We start from the raw sequence: 19,157 nt of genomic DNA, 5'->3' as shown, positions 1-19,157 counted from the left end.
CCCGGGACCGTACCCCCGACCCCCCCCGGACCGCCCCCGTGGGGGGGGGGGCCCCCCGCACCCCGGGGGCCCCACCGCCCTTCGCCGTTCCGCCCGCCGGGTCTCAGCCGAGGGCGGTGAGCAGCTCCTTCTCCCGCCGGGCGCTCAGCCCCGCCCGCCGCGCCCGGTCCAGGCCCTGCTCGCGCTCCCACCGCAGGGTGTCGGCGAGCAGGTCCGCCCGGGGGCGGTGGCGCAGCCCGGCGGCACGGGCCGCGGCGCCGCTCCGGGCCGACCAGCCCTCCCAGCCGGGTTCGGCCAGCCACATCGGCAGTGACTCCGGCCCCATGTACTGGGCCACGCCCTGCGCGATCAGCCAGGCGGGGTCGGCGCCGGTCACCGGGCCCGTGTGCCCGCCGACGGTGCGGGACAGCCCGACCCAGTCCCCGAAGGGCACGACCGGGCCGACGGCGTCGTAGGTGCCGGTGGTGCCGGCCTCCGCGGCGTCGAGCAGCCAGGACGCGAGGTCCCTCACGTCGACCACCTGTGTCGGCAGGTCCGGCGTCGCCGGGACCAGCATGGGCCCGTGCGGATCCCGCGCCGCGCGGGCGACCCAGTAGCCGGAGCGGCCGCTGTGATCGCCGGGGCCGCCGATCAGGCCGGCCCGCACGATGGAGAGGCGGTCGCCCACCGCGGCCGCCGACGCCTGCTCGCAGGCGACCTTCGCCTCCCCGTACAGCTCGCGGCCCGCGTCGCTCAGGCCGGTGGGGGCCAGGAGCGCCGCGGACTCGTCCGCGCCCGCCGCGGCGTGGGAGGCGTAGGCGCTGACGGACGAGACGTACGTCCAGTGCCCGGCCCTGCCGCCCAGGGCGCCGAGCGCCCCGCGGACGAAGCCGGGCTGCCACGAGACCTCCACGACCGCGTCCCACTCCCGGCCGAGCAGCGGCTCGTAGGCCGACGCGCCGCGCCGGTCGGCGGCCACCAGGGCCGCTCCTTCCGCCACCTCTCCGCTCTCGCCGCGGGCGAGGCACGTCACCCGGTGGCCGCGCCCGACGGCCTGCCGCGACACCTCGCGGCCCAGCCATGCCGTCCCGCCCAGAATCAGGATCTCCATCCCGACACCCAAGCACCGAACGCGGCATCCACGCACACGAGTCTGCTGAGAGCAGAGCCACTCCCGGGGATGACCAAAGCGGGGTGGCCAGGGGGCGGACTCCACACCTTCAGATGAACTCTGCGGATGAGGCGTATCCCGCCGCGCGCCCTGGGCATCTTGCACCTTGTCCCGGCGACGGAAGGAGCCGTTGTGACCGTCTCCGCCACCGACCGCAACGCTCCCGATCACGGCGGTACCGACCACGGCGGGCCCGGCCCTCGCGCGGCCGGCGCCGGCCGCCCCCGTACGGCCACGTCCGTCCGCCTCGTCTGCCTCGCCCTCGCCGTCGGCCTCTGCCAGCTGTTCGTCCTTCCCCTGTGGCTGCTGCCCGCCGATCCCGCGTGGGGCTGGGCACTGGTGCCCCTGGCCCTCACCGCGACGCCCCTGTGGTCGCTGGTCCACGAGGGCATCCACGGCACCCTGCTCGCCGGCCGGCCGTGGAACGACCGCTGCGGCCGCGCCCTGGCGGTGTTCCACGGCGCGCCCTTCGTCGTGCTGAAGACCGGGCACCTGCTCCACCACCGCTACAGCCGCACGCCCCGCGAGCGCACCGAGGTCTACGACGCCCGGACGACCACCTGGGCCAGGACCGCACCGGGCTACTACGCACGGCTGCTGGGCGGCCTCCATCTCATGGAGTCCGCCTCGGTACTCCTCGCCCCACTGCCCGCTACCGTGCTCCGGCGCCTCGCCCGTTCGGCCGAGGCGCCGGACACCGTGGCCGGTCTGCTGCTCGGCCGCCTCGCGCGCCCGCGGGCCCTGCGGCAGCTCCGCACCGACGCGGCGGCCGTCGTCGCCCTCCACGCAGCCGCCTTCGCGGCCTACGGCGGGCACGCCTGGATGCTGGGCGCCGCCCTGGCCGGACGGGCGCTCGTGGTGTCGCTGTCGGACAACGCCTACCACTACGCCACCCCGCTGGACGCCCCGCTCCAGGCGATGAACCTGCGGCTGCCGCGCCCGCTGGAAGCCTTCGCCCTCGGCTTCAACCTGCACGGCGTGCACCACCGTCACCCCGGGCTGCCGTGGTCCGCGCTGCGCGTCCGCTTCGCCCGGGAAGGCGGCCGCTACGACCTCGGCTGGATGCCGGCCGTGGCACGTCAGCTGCGGGGCCCGGTCAGGGCGGGGCCGATGAGCCGGCGGACGGGCGGCCCCCGATGAACGGAACACGCGTGCTGGCCCGTACGGGAGACCCCGCGTCCCCGCACGGCTACGAGGTCACCCTCGCCGCGGACGAGACGGGCGTGCACGCCGCCCAGAGGCTCCGGCACGCCGTCTTCGGCGAGGAGTTCGGCGACGGCGCCGTCCACGCGGTCGACGGCCGCGACGAGGACGCCTTCGACGCGTTCTGCGACCACCTCGTCGTCCACGCGACCGCCACCGGAGAGCTCGCCGGCACCTACCGCCTGCTGCCCCCGCGAGCGGCACGCGCCGCCCGGAAGCTCTACGCCGACGGGGAGTTCGACCTCAGCGCCCTCGCGCCCCTGCGCGACGGCCTCGTGGAGGCGGGGCGCGCCTGCGTCCACCCCCGCCACCGCAACGGCACCGTGATGCTCGCCCTGTGGTCCGGCATCCTCACCTACCTGACGCAGCATCAGCTGCGCTGGCTGTGCGGCTGCGCCTCCGTCCCCCTCGACGACGGCGGCAGCCGCGCCGCCCTCGCCTGGCGCACCACCCGCGAACGGCACTACGCGCCCCTCCCGCACCGGGTGAGCCCCCTCGTCCCCTGGCGGGCCGACGCCGTGCCGGAGGAGCCCGGCGGCGCCCTGTCCCCGCTGCTCCAGGGCTATCTGCGAATGGGTGCCTGGGTGTGCGGACCACCGGCCTACGACGCGGCCTTCGACGCCGCCGACCTGTTCGTCCTCCTGTCCCTGGACCGTGTGCATCCCGGCTACCTCCGCCTGCTGCGAAGGATGAGCGGATGACGGCACCGGGCCCCGCGGCCGTCGCGCCCTGGCGGCCCGTCTCGTCCTGCGGGCGCGGCTGCCTGCACCCCGGACCGCCGACCGTGGGACGCCTCCGCCGCACGGTGCGGATCGCCGCGTTCCTGCTGCTGCTCGCCCACGTCCCCCTGGTGGCCCTGACGCGGCTCGCCGGACACCGGGTCTCGGACGCCGCGTACCGCTGGTACATGCGCGGCATCCTGCGGTCGGTCGGCGTCCGCTGGACCGTGACGGTCCGCGAAGCGCACGCCCCCGCGAGCCCCGTGGCCCCGCTGGTCGTCAGCAACCACACGTCGTGGCTCGACGTCTCCGTGCTGCCCGCCGCCCTGCCCGTACGCCTGGTGAGCAGGGCCGACCTGCGCCGGTGGCCCGTCATCGGCTGGGTCGCGGCCGTCGGCCGCAGCCTCTACGTCGACCGGGACCGGCTGTCCACGCTGCCGGACAGCGTCGCGCGCATCACCGCGGCGCTGCGCCGCGGCGACGCCGTCGCCGTGTTCGCCGAGGGCACCACCTGGTGCGGTGCCGCCGGAGGCCGCTACCGCCCGGCCGCGTTCCAGGCCGCCCTCGACGCCGGAGCGGCCGTCCGCCCCGTCGCCCTCCGTTACCACGTCGCCGGCACGCTCACCACCACCGCCTCCTACGTGGGTTCCATGACGGCCGCGGAGTCCTTGCGCAACACCGCCGCGATCCGCGGCCTGGCCGTCGACGTCACCGTCCTGCCCCTCATTCCCCCCGGCGCGGCGCCCGACCGCCGGAGCCTCGCCGCGCTGGCCCAGCGCAGGGTCGACACCCACCACCCCGTGGCCCTCCGCTGCTCGACGCGGCACTGCCCCGCACCGCACGCGGCGTGCACCCGGTGCGCACGCGATCCCCGTGAGAACGAACCCGGCGCGAACGAACCGATGGCGAAGGACGACGATGAGCAGCAGCACGTACGAGACCCTGACCGAAGCCCTCGTCACCCGGATCGGCATCGATCCCGGACGACTGGCCCCTGAGCGCACGTTCGCGGAGCTGGCCCTGGACTCCATGGCCCTGGTCGAACTGGCCGTGGCCCTCGACGAACACGCCGAAGCCGCGCTCCCGCTGGAGGGCCTGGGCGGTCTGACCCTCGCCGAGGCGGCGGACCTGCTGTCCGCGCCGACGGCCGGACGATGAGCGAGGGCGACGTCGCCGTCACCGGCCTGGGGCTCGTCACGGCTGCCGGCGTCGGAGTGGCCGCCACCTGGGACGGCCTGCTGGCCGGCCGGAGCCGTGCCGCACGGGATCCCCGGCTGGCCGGACTGCCGGTCGACTTCTCCTGCGGGAGCGACTTCGACGCGGCCGGCGCGCTGGGGCGGCGGCTGGCCGCCCGGCTGGACCGGTTCAGCGCCATGGCCCTGGCCGCGGCCCGCGAGGCGGTCGCCGACGCCGGCCTCGACCCCGCCGCCTGGGACCCGCTGCGGGTCGCCGTGGTGATCGGGGCGAGCAGCGCGTGCATGGAGCACTACGACCGGGAGTTCGCGTGGATGGCCGCCGGCCGCCCGGACCGCGTCTCACCCATGGCGATCATGCGCAGCATCCCCAACATGGCCGCGGGCGAGGTCGGCCTCGACCTCGGCACCCGCGGCCCCAACCTGGCCGTCTCCACCGCCTGCGCCTCCGGCGCCACGGCCATCGGCGTGGCCCGCGACCTGGTGCGGTCGGGCAGCTGCGACATCGCCCTCGCCGGAGGCAGCGAATCCCTGCGGGCCCGCAGCACCGCCGTCGGCTTCCACCAGATGCGCGCCCTGTCGGCCCGCGGCCACGATCCCGAGGGCGCCTCGCGGCCGTTCGACGCCGACCGCGACGGCTTCGTCCTCGGCGAAGGGGCCGGGGTCCTCGTCCTCGAACGCCCCGCCCACGCCCGGGCCCGCGGCGCCCGGCCCCGGGCCCTGCTGCGCGGCTACGGCGCCTCCTGCGACGCCCACCACACCGTCGCCCCCCACCCGGACGGGCGCGGCGCGGCGGACGCCCTGCACACGGCCCTGGCCGACGCGGGCCTCGCACCCGGCGACGTCGACCACGTCAACGCCCACGGCACCGCCACGAGGATCAACGACCTCGCCGAATACCGCGCCCTCGCCCGCGTCTTCCGCACCCCGCCACCCGTCACCGCCCCGAAGAGCGTCCTCGGCCACGCCGCGGGCGGCTCGGGCGGCATCGAGGCGGCGTGCGCCGTCCTGACCCTCCAGCACCAGCTGATCCCGCCCACCGCGAACCTCGACAACCCCGACCCCGGCCTCCCCCTCGACATCGTCCGCAAGGCCCCGCGCCGGGCCCGGCTGACCACGGTGGTCAGCAACTCCTTCGGCTTCGGCGGCCAGAACGCGGTCCTGGCCTTCAGCGCGGCCTGATGTCCGCGACATCCGCGTGCGGGCGCCGCGTTCACGCCCGACGGGCGGGAGACCGCGGACGAGGCGCTTCCCGGCAGAGCAGTCCGGTCAGCTCCACCGGGCGGCTCAGGGCGACGAGGTGGCCGCCGGGCATGTCCTCGACGGGGACGCCCAGCCGTTCGCCGACGACGCGGCGCTGGAACGCGAGGGGGAAGAACCGGTCCTCGCGGCCCTGCAGGAAGCGGGTGGGGACGTCCGGCCACTCCTGCAGCGGCCACGGCTGGGTGAACAGGGCCTCCGGCGGACCGGACTCGCCCCGGGCCAGGGCTTCCGCCGTCACGTCCTCCGGCACGTCGTGGAAGAAGTCCGTCAGCAGGTCGAAGGGCGCCTCCGGGTCCCGGCTCTGCTGCGCGGCGAACGCCGCGCGGGCCTCGGCCTGGCCGGTGGCGGCCCACCAGTCGCCCGCGCTCTCGCCGGGGGCCGGCACCATGGCGTTGACCAGGATCAACTGCTCGACGGGGACACGCACGCAGACGAGCGGAGCGATGAATCCGGCCAGCGACTGCGCCACGAGGACGAGCCCCGCACGGGCTTCGGGCCCGGCGCCGATCGCCCGGACGACGGCGTCCGCGTGCTCGGCGAGGCCCGCGGAGGCGTCCCCGGGCAGGTCGACGGCCACCACGTCATGGCCCCGGCGGCGCAGTTCCGGTACGACCAGGTGCCAGTACCAGGCGCGGCCGTCGGCGCCGGGAACGAGTACGTACGTCGACACGCGGATCTCCTCACGAACCCGGGAGGACCATCCTCGCGCCGATCACCCGGAGCCGCTCGTCTGCCGCCCCGGACGGTCGTCGATCACGATCACCGCCCGCTGGGGCGCTTCCGCGCCGCCGTGTCCGGCAGCCTGCGGGCGTTGGCCGGCCGGGCCGACCGTGTCCACGACGGTCACGATGCGGTCGTAGAACTTCCTGGCCAGCGCGCAGTCGCCGGGATCGGCGGCATGGCCCTGCTGCCGCACGGCGTTCAGGGCGGTGAGGATCGCCATCAGGCTGCGCCCCGACACGACGACGCTCGTCGCGCCGTCCTTCCCGGCGGACACCTCGCCCGGAACCCTGAAGTGGGCGTTGCGGGCGGCCTGCTCCACGATGAACGCCCACGTGTCGCGGTGACAGATCAGCTCCGCGGCGCTGACCCCCGCGGCCTTCTCCAGCCGCTTCCCATGCGTGTCCTCGTCCGTTCCGGCCTCCGGGGCCGGACCGCGATCCGGACGGTCGTCAACGGGCACGGCCTCGGTCCCGGCCCCGGCCCGGGGCTCGGTCCCGGCCTCGGCCCCGGCGCCGGCCTTGACAAGGGTTTCGGCCGCTTCCCGGCGTGCGGCGGCCTCCGCCCGCAGCTCCTGCCGCAGCGCTTCCGTCTCCCGGCGGTGCTCCGCGACGTCCTTGTGCACGTCCTGCACGGTGCGCCGCAGTTCGCGCAGTTCCTCCCGCAGCTCGCCGTTCTGGCGGCGCAGTTCGAGGAACCCGTCACGGAGCGACTTGCCGGTCTCGCCCTTCAGGCCGGTGATGGCCTCCAGGATCCGCCCCGCAGCTCCGTCGTCCGCCGATTTCCCCCACCAGCCCATGCGGTTCCCCGTTCGTTCGGCCGACCCGGTGACCGGGACCCTTCAAGGATCCCGGCCCTCCGCCGGCGGGGAGCACGGTCGGTCCGGGGTGGCCGGTTCACGCCCCATCGGGTCCGGATCGGCCGTGTTGCGCGCCCTGCTCCTCGTCGTCCTCGTAGAGACCGGCCAGGCCCTCGGCGCACTCCTCGGCGACCGCCGCGGCGAACCGCGGGCACGTCCACGCCTCCGCGCTGCGGCGCTCCTCGTCCGGCGGGAACTCCTCCGGGGCGTAGAAGTGCGGCATGCCCCGGCGGAACTGCGCGTAGCGCAGCGTCGGGTGCTCGTCGTCGTGCGCGCACGCGTCCGGCCGGGGCGCGGCGGCCACGGCGCGCAGCGTCGCGAGGACGCCCCGGACGACGGGGAGCGGCGGGCTCGGGTACGAGATCTTCATGGTCTGGTAGACGGTGAGCAGGAGCACGGCCCGTTCCCGTTCGCCGGCCCGCTCGTATCGCCGCGCCGCCCACAGGCCGAGGTCGTCGGCGTACTGCTCGTTCAGGCTGGAGTACTCGATCCGCTCCGCGATCTTCTCGATCTCCAGCCGCCCGTCCGCGCGCAGGTATTCGGCGTCGGCGTGGGAGGTGTCGCGGTGCCCGAAGAGCTCGTCGCGCCGCTCGCGCAGCCGGTCCAGGACGTCCTCGGCGACCTCTTCCATGAGGACGGGGCAGACGACCTTCTCCAGCGGCGCGCCCCAGCCCTCCTCGGTGCGGATCCGCTCGTAGACGCCCCGCCCGCCGGGGCTGCTCAGCATGAGGCCGAGCTCGGCGGCGTCGGGGCCGCTGCCGGGCAGGGACGGGTGCCGCTCGTGGCTGCAGGACGCGTCCTCGAAGTGCGGCAGGGCCTGCTCCACCGCCTCGACCAGGTCGTCGAGGACCGACTTCGTGCGCACCATGCCGGAGACCGCGTACCAGGACACGGCCCTGACGACCTGGAGGCGTCCGGCCCGGTCCGCCGGCTCCGCGTCATGGAGGGCCTCGGCCTGGGAGGAGATCTCCTCGTCGATGTCGGTCCACGGCTTCGGGTAGCCGTGGAGCAGCGCCGACAGCGTGGCGACGGCCTCGCGGTCGTCGGCCGGGATGCGGGGCGGGACGTCGGTGACCGATCCCGGGTCGATGATGTCCAGGGCGATCCGGGCGAAACCGGCCGTATTGCGCGGGCAGAGCCACTCGTCCCGCGGCCGCCCCTCGACCCGCTCGGCCGTCTCGCCGGCGAGCTTCCGGAGCCGGCCGGCGAGGTAGGCGTCGTACTCGTCGAGGTGTTCCCGGTACGGGTGCGAGCCGTGGTCGCAGGGCCGGTCGCGCAGCGCGCCGTCGGCGGCCTTGAGCGCTGCGAGGACGCCCTGCCGGACCCCGTCGCCCGGCAGCCGGGCGGTGTAGGAGGCCGTCATCGCCAGCCCGAGCGTCCAGACGTACGCCGTCCCGCCGCCGGGGTCGGCGGCGAGCCGGGCCGCGCAGTCGAGGACCGTCCGGTCGTACTCACTGTTGCGGTAGTCCCGGTGGTTCTTCCGGATGCCGTTCCAGGTCCGGGAGAGTTCGTCGAGCGTGTCGGTGTCTATGCCTGTCGCGATGTCTATGCCTGTCACGATCTTCACGACGCACACAAGGAACCCGGGGTTCCGGCCGGCCCCCGCCGCCCCCGCCGCCCCCGCCGTGAGCCGCGTCTCACCCGCGCGGTGCCTCTTGTCTATGAAACGAGTTGCATAGAAGGATCCGTGCCATGGCGCTCGAGCACGCGATCCTCGTCTCCCTGCTGGAGAAGCCGGGCTCCGGCTACGAGCTGGCCCGGCGCTTCGAGCGGTCCATCGGGTACTTCTGGACCGCCACCCACCAGCAGATCTACCGCGTCCTCAAGCGCATGGAGGCCGACGGCCTCCTCGACGTCCGCGAGGTGCCGCAGCAGGGCCGGCCGGACAAGAAGGAGTACTCCGTCGCCGCCCCCGGCCGGGCCGGCCTCTCGCGGTGGCTCCACGAGCCGATCGCACCGGAGAGCGTCCGGCACGACCTCGCCGTGAAGATCCGCGGGGCGGCGTTCGACGACCCCGCCGCACTGATCCGCGAGGTCGAACGGCACCACCGGGCGCACTCCGACCGGCTCGCGCACTACCTCGCCGGGGAACTGCGCGACTTCACCGGACCCGGGGCCCCCGGACCGCCCGACGCCGGGCAGGAACTCCAGCACGTCGTCCTGCGCGGCGGCATCGCGTACGAGCGGATGACGCTCGCCTGGCTCGACGACGTCCTCGCCACGCTCCACCGGCTCCGCGCCGGGCACTGACCCGCAGACCACACCCTCCGACTCTCCACGCCGGAAAGGCGAACCTCCATGGCCGACCAGCTGCTCTTCAACCCGCGCACCTACGACCCCGCGCACTTCGACCCCGAGACCCGCAGGCTGCTGCGCGCCACCGTCGACTGGTTCGAGCAGCGCGGCAAGCGCAAGCTGATCGAGGACTACCGCTCCCGCGCCTGGCTGGCGGACTTCCTCGCCTTCTCCGCCAAGGAGGGCCTGTTCGCGACGTTCCTGACCCCCGCGGCAGCCGCCGGCGGGCAGCAGGACAAGCGCTGGGACACCGCCCGCATCGCCGCCCTCAACGAGATCTTCGGCTTCTACGGGCTCGACTACTGGTACGCGTGGCAGGTCACGATCCTCGGCCTCGGCCCCGTCTGGCAGAGCGACAACGCCACGGCCCGTGCCCGCGCGGCGGAACTCCTCTCCGAGGGCGAGGTGTTCGCCTTCGGCCTCTCCGAGAAGGCCCACGGCGCGGACATCTACTCCACCGACATGCTGCTGGAGCCCGACGGCAACGGCGGCTTCCGCGCCACCGGCTCCAAGTACTACATCGGCAACGGCAACGCCGCGGGCCTCGTCTCCGTCTTCGGCCGCCGCACCGACGTCGAGGGCCCCGACGGCTACGTCTTCTTCGCCGCCGACAGCCGCCACACCGCGTACCACCTGGTGAAGAACGTCGTCGACTCGTCGAAGTACGTCAGCGAGTTCCGCCTGGAGAACTATCCCGTAGGCCCCGAGGACATCCTGCACACCGGCCGCGCCGCCTTCGACGCCGCCCTCAACACCGTCAACGTGGGCAAGTTCAACCTCTGCACCGGCGCGATCGGCATCTGCGAGCACGCGATGTACGAGGCCGTCACCCACGCGCACAACCGGATCCTCTACGGCCGCCCCGTCACCGCCTTCCCGCACGTGCGCCGCGAGCTGACCGACGCCTACGTCCGCCTGGTCGGCATGAAGCTGTTCAGCGACCGCGCCGTCGACTACTTCCGCTCCGCCGGCCCCGACGACCGCCGCTACCTCCTCTTCAACCCCATGACGAAGATGAAGGTGACCACGGAGGGCGAGAAGGTCATCGACCTCATGTGGGACGTCATCGCCGCCAAGGGCTTCGAGAAGGACACGTACTTCGCCCAGGCCGCCACCGAGATCCGGGGCCTGCCGAAGCTGGAGGGCACGGTCCACGTCAACCTCGCCCTGATCCTCAAGTTCATGGGCAACCACCTGCTGAACCCGGCCGAGTACGCCCCCGTGCCGACCCGCCTCGACGCGGCGGACGACGCGTTCCTCTTCCAGCAGGGGCCCGCACGCGGCCTGGGCTCCATACGCTTCCACGACTGGCGCGCCGCCTACGACGCCTACGCCCACGTGGCCAACGTCGGCCGCTTCCGCGAGCAGGCGGACGCCCTGTGCGAGTTCGTCACCACCGTCGCCCCGGACGAGGAGCAGAGCCGCGACCTCGACCTCCTCCTCGCCGTCGGGCAGCTCTTCGCGCTCGTCGTCCACGGCCAGCTGATCCTGGAGCAGGCGCGCCTGACCGGTCTCGACGAGGACGTCCTCGACGAGCTGTTCGCCGTCCTCGTCCGCGACTTCTCCGCACACGCCGTCGAGCTGCACGGCAAGGACTCCGCCACCGCCGGACAGCAGAGCTGGGCGCTCGGCGCGGTCCGCCGCCCGGTCGTCGACGAGGCCCGCTCGGCGCGCGTGTGGGAGCGCGTCGAGGCGTTGTCCGGGGCGTACGAGATGGCGCCGTAACCCGCCCGGTGGCGCGGCCGGTGGGGCGCGCCACCGTGCGCCCCACCGGCCCGCGGGCGGCCGCTACTTGTGCGGCCCGCCCCCGGGGTCGACGACGAAGTCGAACGTCGCCTCCTTGGCGGGGCCCGCCTGGCGGACGTTCATGAGCAGGGCCGCGTCGAAGATCGGGTCGGTGGTGTTGCGGGGCTCGCCGGGGAAGTACAGCTGCGTCGTGAGGAGCGGGCCGCCGGGGGCCTGCACCTTGACGTGGAGGTGGCGGGTGCGGCCCGGGTAGAGCCCCGGCACGATCGTCGTCAGCCTGAACGCCCCTCGTGCGTCCGTGTACTGGTGCCCCCTCAGCCGGAAGCCGGTGTTGTCGTACGCGCCCGAGTCGTCCGCCTGCCAGAAGTCCAGCAGGGCGTGCGCGACGGGCCGGCAGCCGGTCCCGAAGACGTAGCCGCCGACCGTGAGCCGGGTGCCCCGCGTCCCCGGCTCCAGCAGGGAGGCGCGCTCGGGGGAGGCCGGCTTGAAGTAGGGGCCCTCGATCTGCGGCGGCGTCGGGTCGTCCCCGTCGTCGCAGAACGGGGTCGGCGGCAGGGGGCCGTCCGAGGGCCGGTGGTCCCGCGCGAGGGCCGTGCCGCCACCGATCAGCGCGGGCAGCGGCAGGGCGACGAGCGCCGCCTTGAGCAGGGTCTTGCGGCTGAACGGGCGCCGGCCCGCAGCTTCCGGACCGCCCGTGCGGGCGTGATCGTCCGTCATGGTCCGCCTCCTCGGAGTCGAGTGGTTCACCGATGAACCTAGGAAGGCGAGCGGCGCGGATCGATGGACTCCGTTCGGTGAACGTGGTGATTGCCGTTGCCGGCCGGCCGCGCCGTCGCCGCCCGGCGGCGGAAGTCGCCGGGGCTGACCCCGGTCTCCCGGCGGAAGAAGCGGCAGAAGTACGCGGGGTCGGTGAAGCCCACGCGCCGGGCGACCTGGCCGACGCCGAGGTCCGAGCCGGTCAGCAGGCGCTTCGCCTCCAGCGTCCGGGCCGCGCGGAGCAGCTCGCCGGGCGTGCGGCCGGTCGCCTGCTTGACGGCCTCGTTGAGGTAGCCGACCGAGACGCCGAGGCGCGCCGCGTACGCCCCGACCGACCGCTCGGCACCCGTGGTCGCGGCGAGCAGCAGGCCGAAGTCCCGCGCGACCTCCGCCGCCCGCCCCAGGGCGGGGTCCGGTCTTCGCGCACCGGGCAGGCGCAGCGCGCGGACGAGCAGGATGTGCAGGTACGCCTCCAGGACGGACGCGTAGCCGTCCGCCTTCGCCGTGAACTCCGCTCCCATCGCCCGGACCAGGGAGCCGATGCCCGCCGCGTCGCCGCCCCCTCCGGAAGGGGCGGCGGGGAGCCGCAGCCACTGCCGTTCGCCGAGCGCGTGCAGCAGCTCGCGGTCGCCGGGGCGGGCCAGCAGGAAGTCCTCGCCGAACAGCAGCAGCTCGCCGCGCAGGCCCGAAGCCCGCTCCCAGTAGTGCACCTGCCCGGGCAGGATGACGCACAGGTGGGGCAGGTGGAGGTCCAGGGGCCTGCGGACGAGGTCGATGACGTGCGCGCCCGCGCCACCGGTCACGTAGACCACCTCGTAGAAGGTGTGCCGGTGCGGATAGCCCGCCCGGGCGTCGGGGCCGAAGGCGTCGAAGGATCCCATGGCGAACGGCGGCACCTGCGGCGGTGCGACGTGCAGGCGGTGCAGGGGAAGGGGATCGGCGGGCGGTGTGCGGCCGAGCGTGCGGCTGGTCATGGCTGCGGGGCCTCCGTTCTCGCGCACGGACCGGGAGGCGTCTCCTCCGGCTCCGGCCGGCACCTCCCGGGGCCTACCGGCCTACCCCTCGCCGGGCCGATGATGCCCGGGCCGGAGCCGGTAGACCACGTTCCTGCGCAGCGGCCCCTCGGGCACGTCCGGGTCGTCGAAGTCGTCGGCGGGGTCGTGGGTCATGCCGATGCGGCGCATCACCGCCCGCGACCGGAGGTTGGTGGCCGTCGTGACGGCCAGGACCTCCGCCAGGCCGAGGCCCTCGAAGCCGAAGGCCACGACGGCCAGGGCGGCCTCGGTGGCGTAGCCGTGCCCCCAGGCCGGGCGGGCCAGCCGCCAGCCGGCCTCCACGCCCGTGAACGGCATGCGCTCCTCCACCGGGTCCAGTCCGGCGAACCCGATGAACTCACCGGTGGCCGCGACCTCCACCGCCCACCACCCCCAGCCCCGCCGGCCGAGGTCCTCCTGGAAGCGGGCGGCGGACGCCGCGCTCCGCTCCGGCGTGAGCACGTCCGGGAAGTACCGGCGGACTTCGGGATCGGCGTTCATGGCGGCCCAGGGGCCGAGGTCGGAATCCCGCCACTCCCGGAGCAGCAGGCGTGCGGTGCGCAGTTCGGGCATCCCGTCAACCTAATGCGACGGCAGGAGCGGAGCGATCGGATTTCCCCGGGCCGCGGCCGGGCTTGAAGTTGCCGCTGCGGCAGCTTCTACCGTCGTGACCGGGGCCGGAGGGACCGGCCCGGTGAGGCACTCGTGAGGAGGCGGCGATGGCCTGGCCGATCGCCGAGGTCGCCCGGATGTCGGGCGTGACGGCCCGGACGCTGCGGCACTACGACGAGATCGGCGTGCTGCCGCCGGCGTGGATCGGCACCAACGGGCACCGCTACTACGAGGAGCGGCAGCTCCTGCGGCTGCAGCAGATCCTCGTGCTGCGGGAGCTGGGCCTGGGGCTGGCCGAGATCGGCCGGGTCCTGGCCGCGCAGGTCGACGAACTGGAGGCCCTGCGCGGCCACCACCGCCGGCTGCTCGCCGAGCGGGACCGGCTGGACGCCCTGGCCGGCACCGTCTTCCGCACGATCACCGAACTGGAGCAGTCCGGGAAGGACGGCAGTCCCGTGATCGGCATCAACCGGCCGGAGAACCTGTTCGAAGGCATCCGGCCCGATCAGTACATGAAGAGCTTGCGCGGCTTCCCGGAGCTGGCCGGGGCCGTCGAGCGGGCCACCGCGGCGATGAGCGAGGCCGAGATCGAGGCCGGGCACCGCGAGCGCACGGCGCAGATGATCCGGCTGGCCGAGCTCCTGGCCGCCGGCGCGCCCGCCGACGGCGAAGCGGCGCAGGCCGAGGTCGGCACCCAGTACCGGGCCCTGGCCCGCCTCCGGGAGGTCACCGCAGAGGAGTACCGCGCGATCGGCCGCTCCTGCGTGGAGAACGCCCCCTGGCGCGCGGCGTACGAGTCGATCGCGCCGGGCCTGGCCGCGTACCAGCGCGACGCGATCGAGGCGTACGTCAGGACCCGGCTGAGCTGAACGGCCCGGGAGGGCCTTCGGACACGCTCAGACGGCGAACGGGCCGCCGTCGCCGAACGCCCGCTCGGCGAAGCGCTCGCCGATGCGGCGCAGCCCGGCGGCGTCCGGGTGGATCTCGTCGGGCAGCGGCAGCTCGGCGAAGTCCGCCTCGCCGTACAGCTCGCGGCCGTCCAGGTAGTGCAGGTGCGTGTCGCCGGCGGCCACGCGCTGCGCGACGATGCGGGCGAGCTCGTCCCGGATGACGCGGAGCGTCAGCCGCGAGGGGTCCGACGGATCGCCGAGCGCCCGGAACCGGAGCTTCCCGCCGGCGAAGTCCGGTGCGCCGGGGCCCGGCGTGTCCTCCTGGATGGGGCACAGGACGGAGGAGACGACCAGCAGCGGCGTCGTGGGGTGCCCGTCGCGGATCGTGTCGAGGAAGCCGTGCACGGCGGGGGCGAACGCGCGGAGGCGCATCAGGTCGAGGTTGACCAGGTTGATGCCGAGCTTGACGCTGATCAGGTCCGCGGGGACGTCGCGCATGGTGCGCGCGATGAACGGATCGAGCAGGGCGTTGCCGCCGAAGCCCAGGTTGACCAGCTCCACGCCGCCCAGGGCGGCGGCCACCGCCGGCCAGGTGCCGGTCGGGCCCTCGGCGTTGGTGCCGTGGCTGATCGAACTGCCGTGGTGGAGCCACACCCTGCGGCCGCTGTCCGGCGCGGCCTCGACCGGGGCATCGGTGCGCAGCGCGATCAGCTCGGCCGTCTCCTTGTTCGGCAGCCAGATCTCGACGTGCTTGTCGCCGGCGGGCAGCCCGCCGAACCGTACGCTGCCGGGCGGGCCCGGCCGGTTCTCGGCGGCCTGGGTGGCGAGGTCGATGGTGACGACGTTGCCGCCGCTCGCCTCGGCCCGCCCGGCCGGCCTGCCGTCGACGACCAAGTCGTACGCGCCGCCGGGCAGCGGCGGTATGCCCTTGTAGAGCGTCTTCGTGTGGAGCACGTCCAGCTCGACGGCGGTGGCCCGGGTACGGAAGGCGAGCCGCACGCCGGAGGGCTGGGACTCCATCATCGCCAGGGTCGGATCGGGGAACTGCCGGCGGACCCAGGACGGCAGCCGGTGCGGCCGGACGCCGAGCGCGGTGCGCTCCACGTCGAGGGCGCCGCGCAGGAAGCGCGCTTCGACGGGCGTGGTGATCCAGTCCGTGGGAGCCTCGTCGCGAGCCTGCGGGCCGGGGGTGTCGTTGAGCGGGGAATTCATGGTCACAGCCTGTCAACCCGGTAAGTGATGCGCACACGAATTTCGCCCGCGCGAGATGACTGATCATCTCACCCCCGGCGGACCGCGGTGATCACGTTGCGTAGCGAGCCACGACAGGGTGCGCCCATTGCTACGGTCCGGCCTCATCGCGCCGGGCCCGCGCGTCCGAGCCCGGGGAACTCCGTAGGATGGGAAGCGGCAAAAATCTCCTTTCCGGAGGAAGCGATGGGAAGCGGAAGGCGGCCGCACAGCCGGCGGCGGGCCTGACCGGCCCCGTTCGCCGCAGTGCGCCGCAGGGGGCGTCGTGACGGGGTTCATGGCGCGTGCCGAACCCACTCGGACGGATTCCGTTCCGGGCGGCTCGCCGCAGCCGTCCGCCGGCGGTCCTCCGCCCGTGCGGCTCCCGGTGCAGATTTTCGAACGCGCGTGCGACGGCGGTCCGGTGGGCGCTGACGTCCTCGGCGCTTCCCGCCCGGCGGCAGACCCCCGTGGAGGCACCCCATGACCTCGTCCCTGCAGCCCGGCACCCCGAGGGGCCCGCACGTCCGCGGCGACCTGCCCGGCCCCCGCTCGGCCGAACTCCTCGCGCGCCAGGAGCAACGGGAGTCGTCCGCCCGCACCTATCCCCGCCACCTGCCCATCGCGCTGGCGGACGGTGCCGGCAGCTTCGTCCGGGACGTCGACGGGAACGTCTTCATCGACTTCCTCGCCGGAGCGGGCGTGCTCTCGCTCGGCCACAGCCACCCCGAACTCGTCGGCGTCGTGGCCCGCCAACTGGACCTCCTCACCCACGGCCTGGACTTCCCCACCCCCGCCAAGGACGAGTTCACCGAGGCCCAGCTGTCCATGCTGGCACCGGAGCTGCGCGAGCGCATGAAACTGCACTTCTGCGGGCCCACCGGCGCGAACGCCGTCGAAGCCGCCGTCAAACTCTGCAAGACAGCCACGGGCCGCGGCGACATCGTCTCCTTCCAGGGCGCCTTCCACGGCAGCACGCACGCCGCGATGGCCCTCAGCGGACTGGTGTCCCCGAAGGAACCCGTGCGCAACGGCATGCCCGGCGTCCACTTCTTCCCGTACTCCTACTGCAGCCGCTGCCCCGTCGGCCTGACGCCGGACAGCTGCGCCACGAACTGCGCCACCTACCTGGAACACGCGCTCAACGACAGCAACGGAGGCATCCCCCTCCCCGCCGCCGTGATCATCGAACTCGTGCAGGGCGAAGGCGGGACCATCCCCGCCCGCACCGACTTCGTACGGCGCGTGCGCGACCTGACCCGGGACCTCGGCATCCCCCTCATCGCCGACGAGGTGCAGACCGGCTGCGGGCGCACCGGAACGTGGTTCGCCTTCGAGCAGTACGGCATCGAACCGGACGTCATCGTGGCGTCCAAGGCGCTCAGCGGCATCGGCCTGCCGGTCGCCCTCATCCTCTACGACACGGCGCTCGATGTCTGGTCGCCCGGCGCGCACATCGGGACCTTCCGTGGGAACCAACTGGCCTTCGCCGCAGGAGTGGAGGCGATCCGCATCGTGCGGCGCGACGACGTCCTCGGCAACGTCCGGCGGCGCGGCGAGCAGCTCGCGGGCCGGCTCGCGGAGCTGACCGCGGACCCGTGGGTCCGCGACGTGCGGGGCCGCGGCCTGATGTGGGGCATCGAACTGGCCGACCCGGACGACGGCAGCCCCGCGACCGGAATCGCGTCCGCCGTCCAGGCCCACGCCCTGCGGCACGGCCTCATCGTCGAACGGGGCGGGCGCGACGACGCCGTCGTACGCCTCCTCCCGCCCCTCAACGTCACCTCCGACGTGGTGGACACGGCCTGCTCGATCCTCGTGGACGCCGTCTCCGCGTGCAGCCCCCGGGTGCCCGCCCGCCACGCCCCGGCCGGCACCGGACGCCCGTCCTAGGCAGAGAGGAGTCACACGATGAACCTCATCGTCCAGAAGTACGGCGGCTCCTCGGTGCGGAGTACCGAGCGGATCAAGCACGTGGCGGAGCGCATCGTGGCGACGCACGAAGAAGGCCACGACGTCGTCGTCGTGGTGTCCGCCATGGGCGACACCACCGACGAACTCCTCCGCCTCGCACGCGAGGTGACGCCCGCTCCGTCCCCGCGCGAACTGGACATGCTGCTGGCGGCGGGCGAGCAGGTCTCGAACGCGCTCACCGCGATGGCGATCCACGCCCTCGGCGGGCGGGCGTGCTCCTTCTCGGGCCCGCAGGCCGGTGTGATCACGACGGCGACCCACGGCCGGGCCCAGGTCATCGCCGTCGAGCCGCAGCGCGTCCGGGCGGCGCTGGACCGCGGAGAGATCGTGCTGGTCGCCGGGTTCCAGGGGCTCAGCCGGGAGACCGGGGAGGTCACCACCCTCGGGCGCGGCGGATCCGACACCACGGCGATCGCCCTGGCGGCGGCGCTCGGAGCCGAGGTGTGCGAGATCTGCACGGACGTGGACGGCGTCTACACCGCCGACCCCAAGGTGTTCCCCGGAGCGCGGCTGCTGCGCCACGTGACGTACGAAACCATGCTGGACATGGCCCTCCAGGGCGCCGAGGTGCTGGCGCTGCGCAGTGTGGAGTACGCCCGCCGGTACGGGGTGACCGTCCACGTGCGGTCGTCCTACCACGGTCTTCCCGGCACGGTGGTGTCGGACGCGGCGTACGCGCCGGAGGGCATCGTGACCCGGGCGGAGGCCGTGGGTGCCGCCCCCGCCCGTGAGCGGGCGAAGCCGGCCGTGACGCCGGTGTCCCCTGCTCCTGGGGCTCCTGGGGCTCCGGGGGTTCCGGGTGGCCTCGGTGGCCCGGGTGGTCCGGTCGGGCCCGGCTCCACCGAGACGATCTTCCACGCGCTGTCCGAGGCCGGCGCGGCGGTCGCTGCCGCCGGGCCGGCCGTGCCGCCGGAGCCGGCACCCTGCGCCTGCTCCGGGAACCCGTCCGGCGAGCAGGCGGCCATGACCGGCTGCGCCGCGGCGGCCGCGCGCATCGCCGCACCGCGCGAGGCGGCGGGCTGACGCCCGCCGCGCCCTGCCGCCTCCGGGCTCCCGTCGCGAGGCCGGTCAGCGCCGGTGCGACGGCCACCCGTGCGCGCTCCGCGCCGCTTCGATCTTCTTCCAGGGACGCGGTTGAGATACCTGAGCCTGCTGCACGAGTGAGGACGTGCCGCTGCCGCCGCGGCTTCGACGGCGTACCGCCGTGGCGGACGACCACCGTGAGCGGGCTGCCCTGCGCCATTGCCGTGGGCGGCGTGGCCTCCAGCTCGCGCGGGAAGCGCGAACACCGCGGGTGCCGTCTTCGTGCCTGTCGGTGATTCCGTGCGGTCTGCGGTGTGAGGCGGCCCATGAGGCGTGGGTCACTTACGAAGCGGGTTAGTGGGCGGGGTGGCGGAATGGTGGGGAATGGGGGGTGTATTTCCGGGGGCTATGAGCGGGGGTAGTAGGTCACAGTGCTTGTCAGGGGTTTTGGGTGCCGCTAACAATTGCGGGGTCGCTGGGCGCCGTCGAC

17 protein-coding genes and 1 pseudogene are annotated in these 19,157 nt (G+C 74.3%); 10 read left to right on the top strand and 8 right to left on the bottom strand.

Going from position 1 to position 19,157, the window contains the following annotated elements; genetic code table 11:
* Window positions 1-103: 103 nt before the first annotated feature.
* Window positions 104-1,090: an oxidoreductase gene (locus ACOTKD_RS37840; protein WP_424893556.1), complete on the bottom strand. Its 987-nt coding sequence runs from the start codon at window positions 1,088-1,090 to the stop codon at window positions 104-106.
* A 192-nt stretch (window positions 1,091-1,282) separates the two neighbouring features.
* Between ACOTKD_RS37840 and ACOTKD_RS37835 the strand changes: the two genes are divergently transcribed.
* Genes ACOTKD_RS37835 through ACOTKD_RS37815 form a run of 5 tightly spaced genes read left to right on the top strand, consistent with a single transcriptional unit; the run spans window position 1,283 to window position 5,447 of the window.
* Window positions 1,283-2,290, top strand: coding sequence for a fatty acid desaturase (locus ACOTKD_RS37835; protein WP_424893555.1), 1,008 nt, complete (start codon window positions 1,283-1,285; stop codon window positions 2,288-2,290).
* Window positions 2,287-3,054, top strand: a complete 768-nt coding sequence (locus tag ACOTKD_RS37830; protein WP_424893554.1) for a GNAT family N-acetyltransferase — start codon at window positions 2,287-2,289, stop codon at window positions 3,052-3,054. Before ACOTKD_RS37835 ends, ACOTKD_RS37830 begins: the two co-directional genes overlap by 4 nt.
* On the top strand, window positions 3,051-4,070 hold the full coding sequence (locus tag ACOTKD_RS37825) for a lysophospholipid acyltransferase family protein (RefSeq protein WP_424893553.1): 1,020 nt from the start codon (window positions 3,051-3,053) through the stop codon (window positions 4,068-4,070). The genes ACOTKD_RS37830 and ACOTKD_RS37825 overlap by 4 nt, the downstream gene beginning before the upstream one ends.
* Complete coding sequence (locus tag ACOTKD_RS37820) at window positions 3,991-4,230, top strand: acyl carrier protein (protein WP_424893552.1); 240 nt, start codon at window positions 3,991-3,993, stop codon at window positions 4,228-4,230. Before ACOTKD_RS37825 ends, ACOTKD_RS37820 begins: the two co-directional genes overlap by 80 nt.
* Window positions 4,227-5,447, top strand: a complete 1,221-nt coding sequence (locus ACOTKD_RS37815; protein WP_424893551.1) for a beta-ketoacyl-[acyl-carrier-protein] synthase family protein — start codon at window positions 4,227-4,229, stop codon at window positions 5,445-5,447. The genes ACOTKD_RS37820 and ACOTKD_RS37815 overlap by 4 nt, the downstream gene beginning before the upstream one ends.
* 31 nt (window positions 5,448-5,478) lie before the next feature.
* Here ACOTKD_RS37815 and ACOTKD_RS37810 read toward each other — a convergent pair whose 3' ends face one another.
* The 3 genes from ACOTKD_RS37810 to ACOTKD_RS37800 all read right to left on the bottom strand — a co-directional run bounded on the left by ACOTKD_RS37810 (window position 5,479) and on the right by ACOTKD_RS37800 (window position 8,674).
* The gene (locus ACOTKD_RS37810) at window positions 5,479-6,198 is read right to left on the bottom strand and encodes an alpha/beta fold hydrolase (RefSeq protein WP_424893550.1); all 720 of its coding nucleotides are present in this window, start codon (window positions 6,196-6,198) and stop codon (window positions 5,479-5,481) included.
* A gap of 42 nt (window positions 6,199-6,240) precedes the next feature.
* Window positions 6,241-7,047, bottom strand: a complete 807-nt coding sequence (locus tag ACOTKD_RS37805) for a hypothetical protein (RefSeq protein ID WP_424893549.1) — start codon at window positions 7,045-7,047, stop codon at window positions 6,241-6,243.
* A 97-nt stretch (window positions 7,048-7,144) separates the two neighbouring features.
* Window positions 7,145-8,674 (bottom strand): hypothetical protein, encoded by a 1,530-nt coding sequence (locus ACOTKD_RS37800; protein ID WP_424893548.1) that lies wholly within the window; start codon window positions 8,672-8,674, stop codon window positions 7,145-7,147.
* A gap of 125 nt (window positions 8,675-8,799) precedes the next feature.
* Between ACOTKD_RS37800 and ACOTKD_RS37795 the strand changes: the two genes are divergently transcribed.
* Window positions 8,800-9,357, top strand: coding sequence for a PadR family transcriptional regulator (locus ACOTKD_RS37795; protein WP_424893547.1), 558 nt, complete (start codon window positions 8,800-8,802; stop codon window positions 9,355-9,357).
* A 48-nt stretch (window positions 9,358-9,405) separates the two neighbouring features.
* A complete protein-coding gene (locus tag ACOTKD_RS37790; protein ID WP_424893546.1) occupies window positions 9,406-11,127 on the top strand; it encodes an acyl-CoA dehydrogenase family protein in 1,722 nt (573 codons plus the stop codon).
* Window positions 11,128-11,190: 63 nt separating this feature from the next.
* On the opposite strand, the gene ACOTKD_RS37785 is transcribed toward ACOTKD_RS37790, so the two are convergent.
* The 3 genes from ACOTKD_RS37785 to ACOTKD_RS37775 form a co-directional block, all read right to left on the bottom strand.
* Window positions 11,191-11,865: a dioxygenase gene (locus tag ACOTKD_RS37785; protein ID WP_424893545.1), complete on the bottom strand. Its 675-nt coding sequence runs from the start codon at window positions 11,863-11,865 to the stop codon at window positions 11,191-11,193.
* Window positions 11,866-11,903: 38 nt separating this feature from the next.
* Window positions 11,904-12,878 carry an AraC family transcriptional regulator gene (locus tag ACOTKD_RS37780; RefSeq protein WP_424893544.1) on the bottom strand — a complete coding sequence of 325 codons (975 nt, stop codon included), beginning with the start codon at window positions 12,876-12,878 and terminating at the stop codon, window positions 11,904-11,906.
* An 81-nt stretch (window positions 12,879-12,959) separates the two neighbouring features.
* Window positions 12,960-13,511 (bottom strand): GNAT family N-acetyltransferase, encoded by a 552-nt coding sequence (locus ACOTKD_RS37775; protein WP_424893543.1) that lies wholly within the window; start codon window positions 13,509-13,511, stop codon window positions 12,960-12,962.
* Window positions 13,512-13,657: 146 nt separating this feature from the next.
* Between ACOTKD_RS37775 and ACOTKD_RS37770 the strand changes: the two genes are divergently transcribed.
* Entirely contained in the window at window positions 13,658-14,419 is a 762-nt protein-coding gene (locus ACOTKD_RS37770) for a MerR family transcriptional regulator (protein ID WP_424893542.1), read from the top strand.
* Window positions 14,420-14,446: 27 nt separating this feature from the next.
* Here ACOTKD_RS37770 and ACOTKD_RS37765 read toward each other — a convergent pair whose 3' ends face one another.
* Window positions 14,447-15,652: an SGNH/GDSL hydrolase family protein gene (locus tag ACOTKD_RS37765; RefSeq protein WP_424893541.1), complete on the bottom strand. Its 1,206-nt coding sequence runs from the start codon at window positions 15,650-15,652 to the stop codon at window positions 14,447-14,449.
* A gap of 501 nt (window positions 15,653-16,153) precedes the next feature.
* Between ACOTKD_RS37765 and ACOTKD_RS37760 the strand changes: the two genes are divergently transcribed.
* The gene (locus tag ACOTKD_RS37760; RefSeq protein ID WP_424893540.1) at window positions 16,154-17,563 is read left to right on the top strand and encodes an aspartate aminotransferase family protein; all 1,410 of its coding nucleotides are present in this window, start codon (window positions 16,154-16,156) and stop codon (window positions 17,561-17,563) included.
* Between the two features lie 18 nt (window positions 17,564-17,581).
* Window positions 17,582-18,445 (top strand): annotated as a pseudogene (locus ACOTKD_RS37755) (aspartate kinase); the annotation flags it as partial.
* Window positions 18,446-19,157 lie beyond the last annotated feature (712 nt).

Source organism: Streptomyces sp. XH2 (genome assembly GCF_049725035.1).
In the GTDB taxonomy this organism is placed as follows: Bacteria; Actinomycetota; Actinomycetes; order Streptomycetales; family Streptomycetaceae; genus Streptomyces; species Streptomyces roseoverticillatus.
Note: the sequence above shows the minus strand (reverse complement) of the source record. Positions and strands in the feature narration are given on the sequence as shown.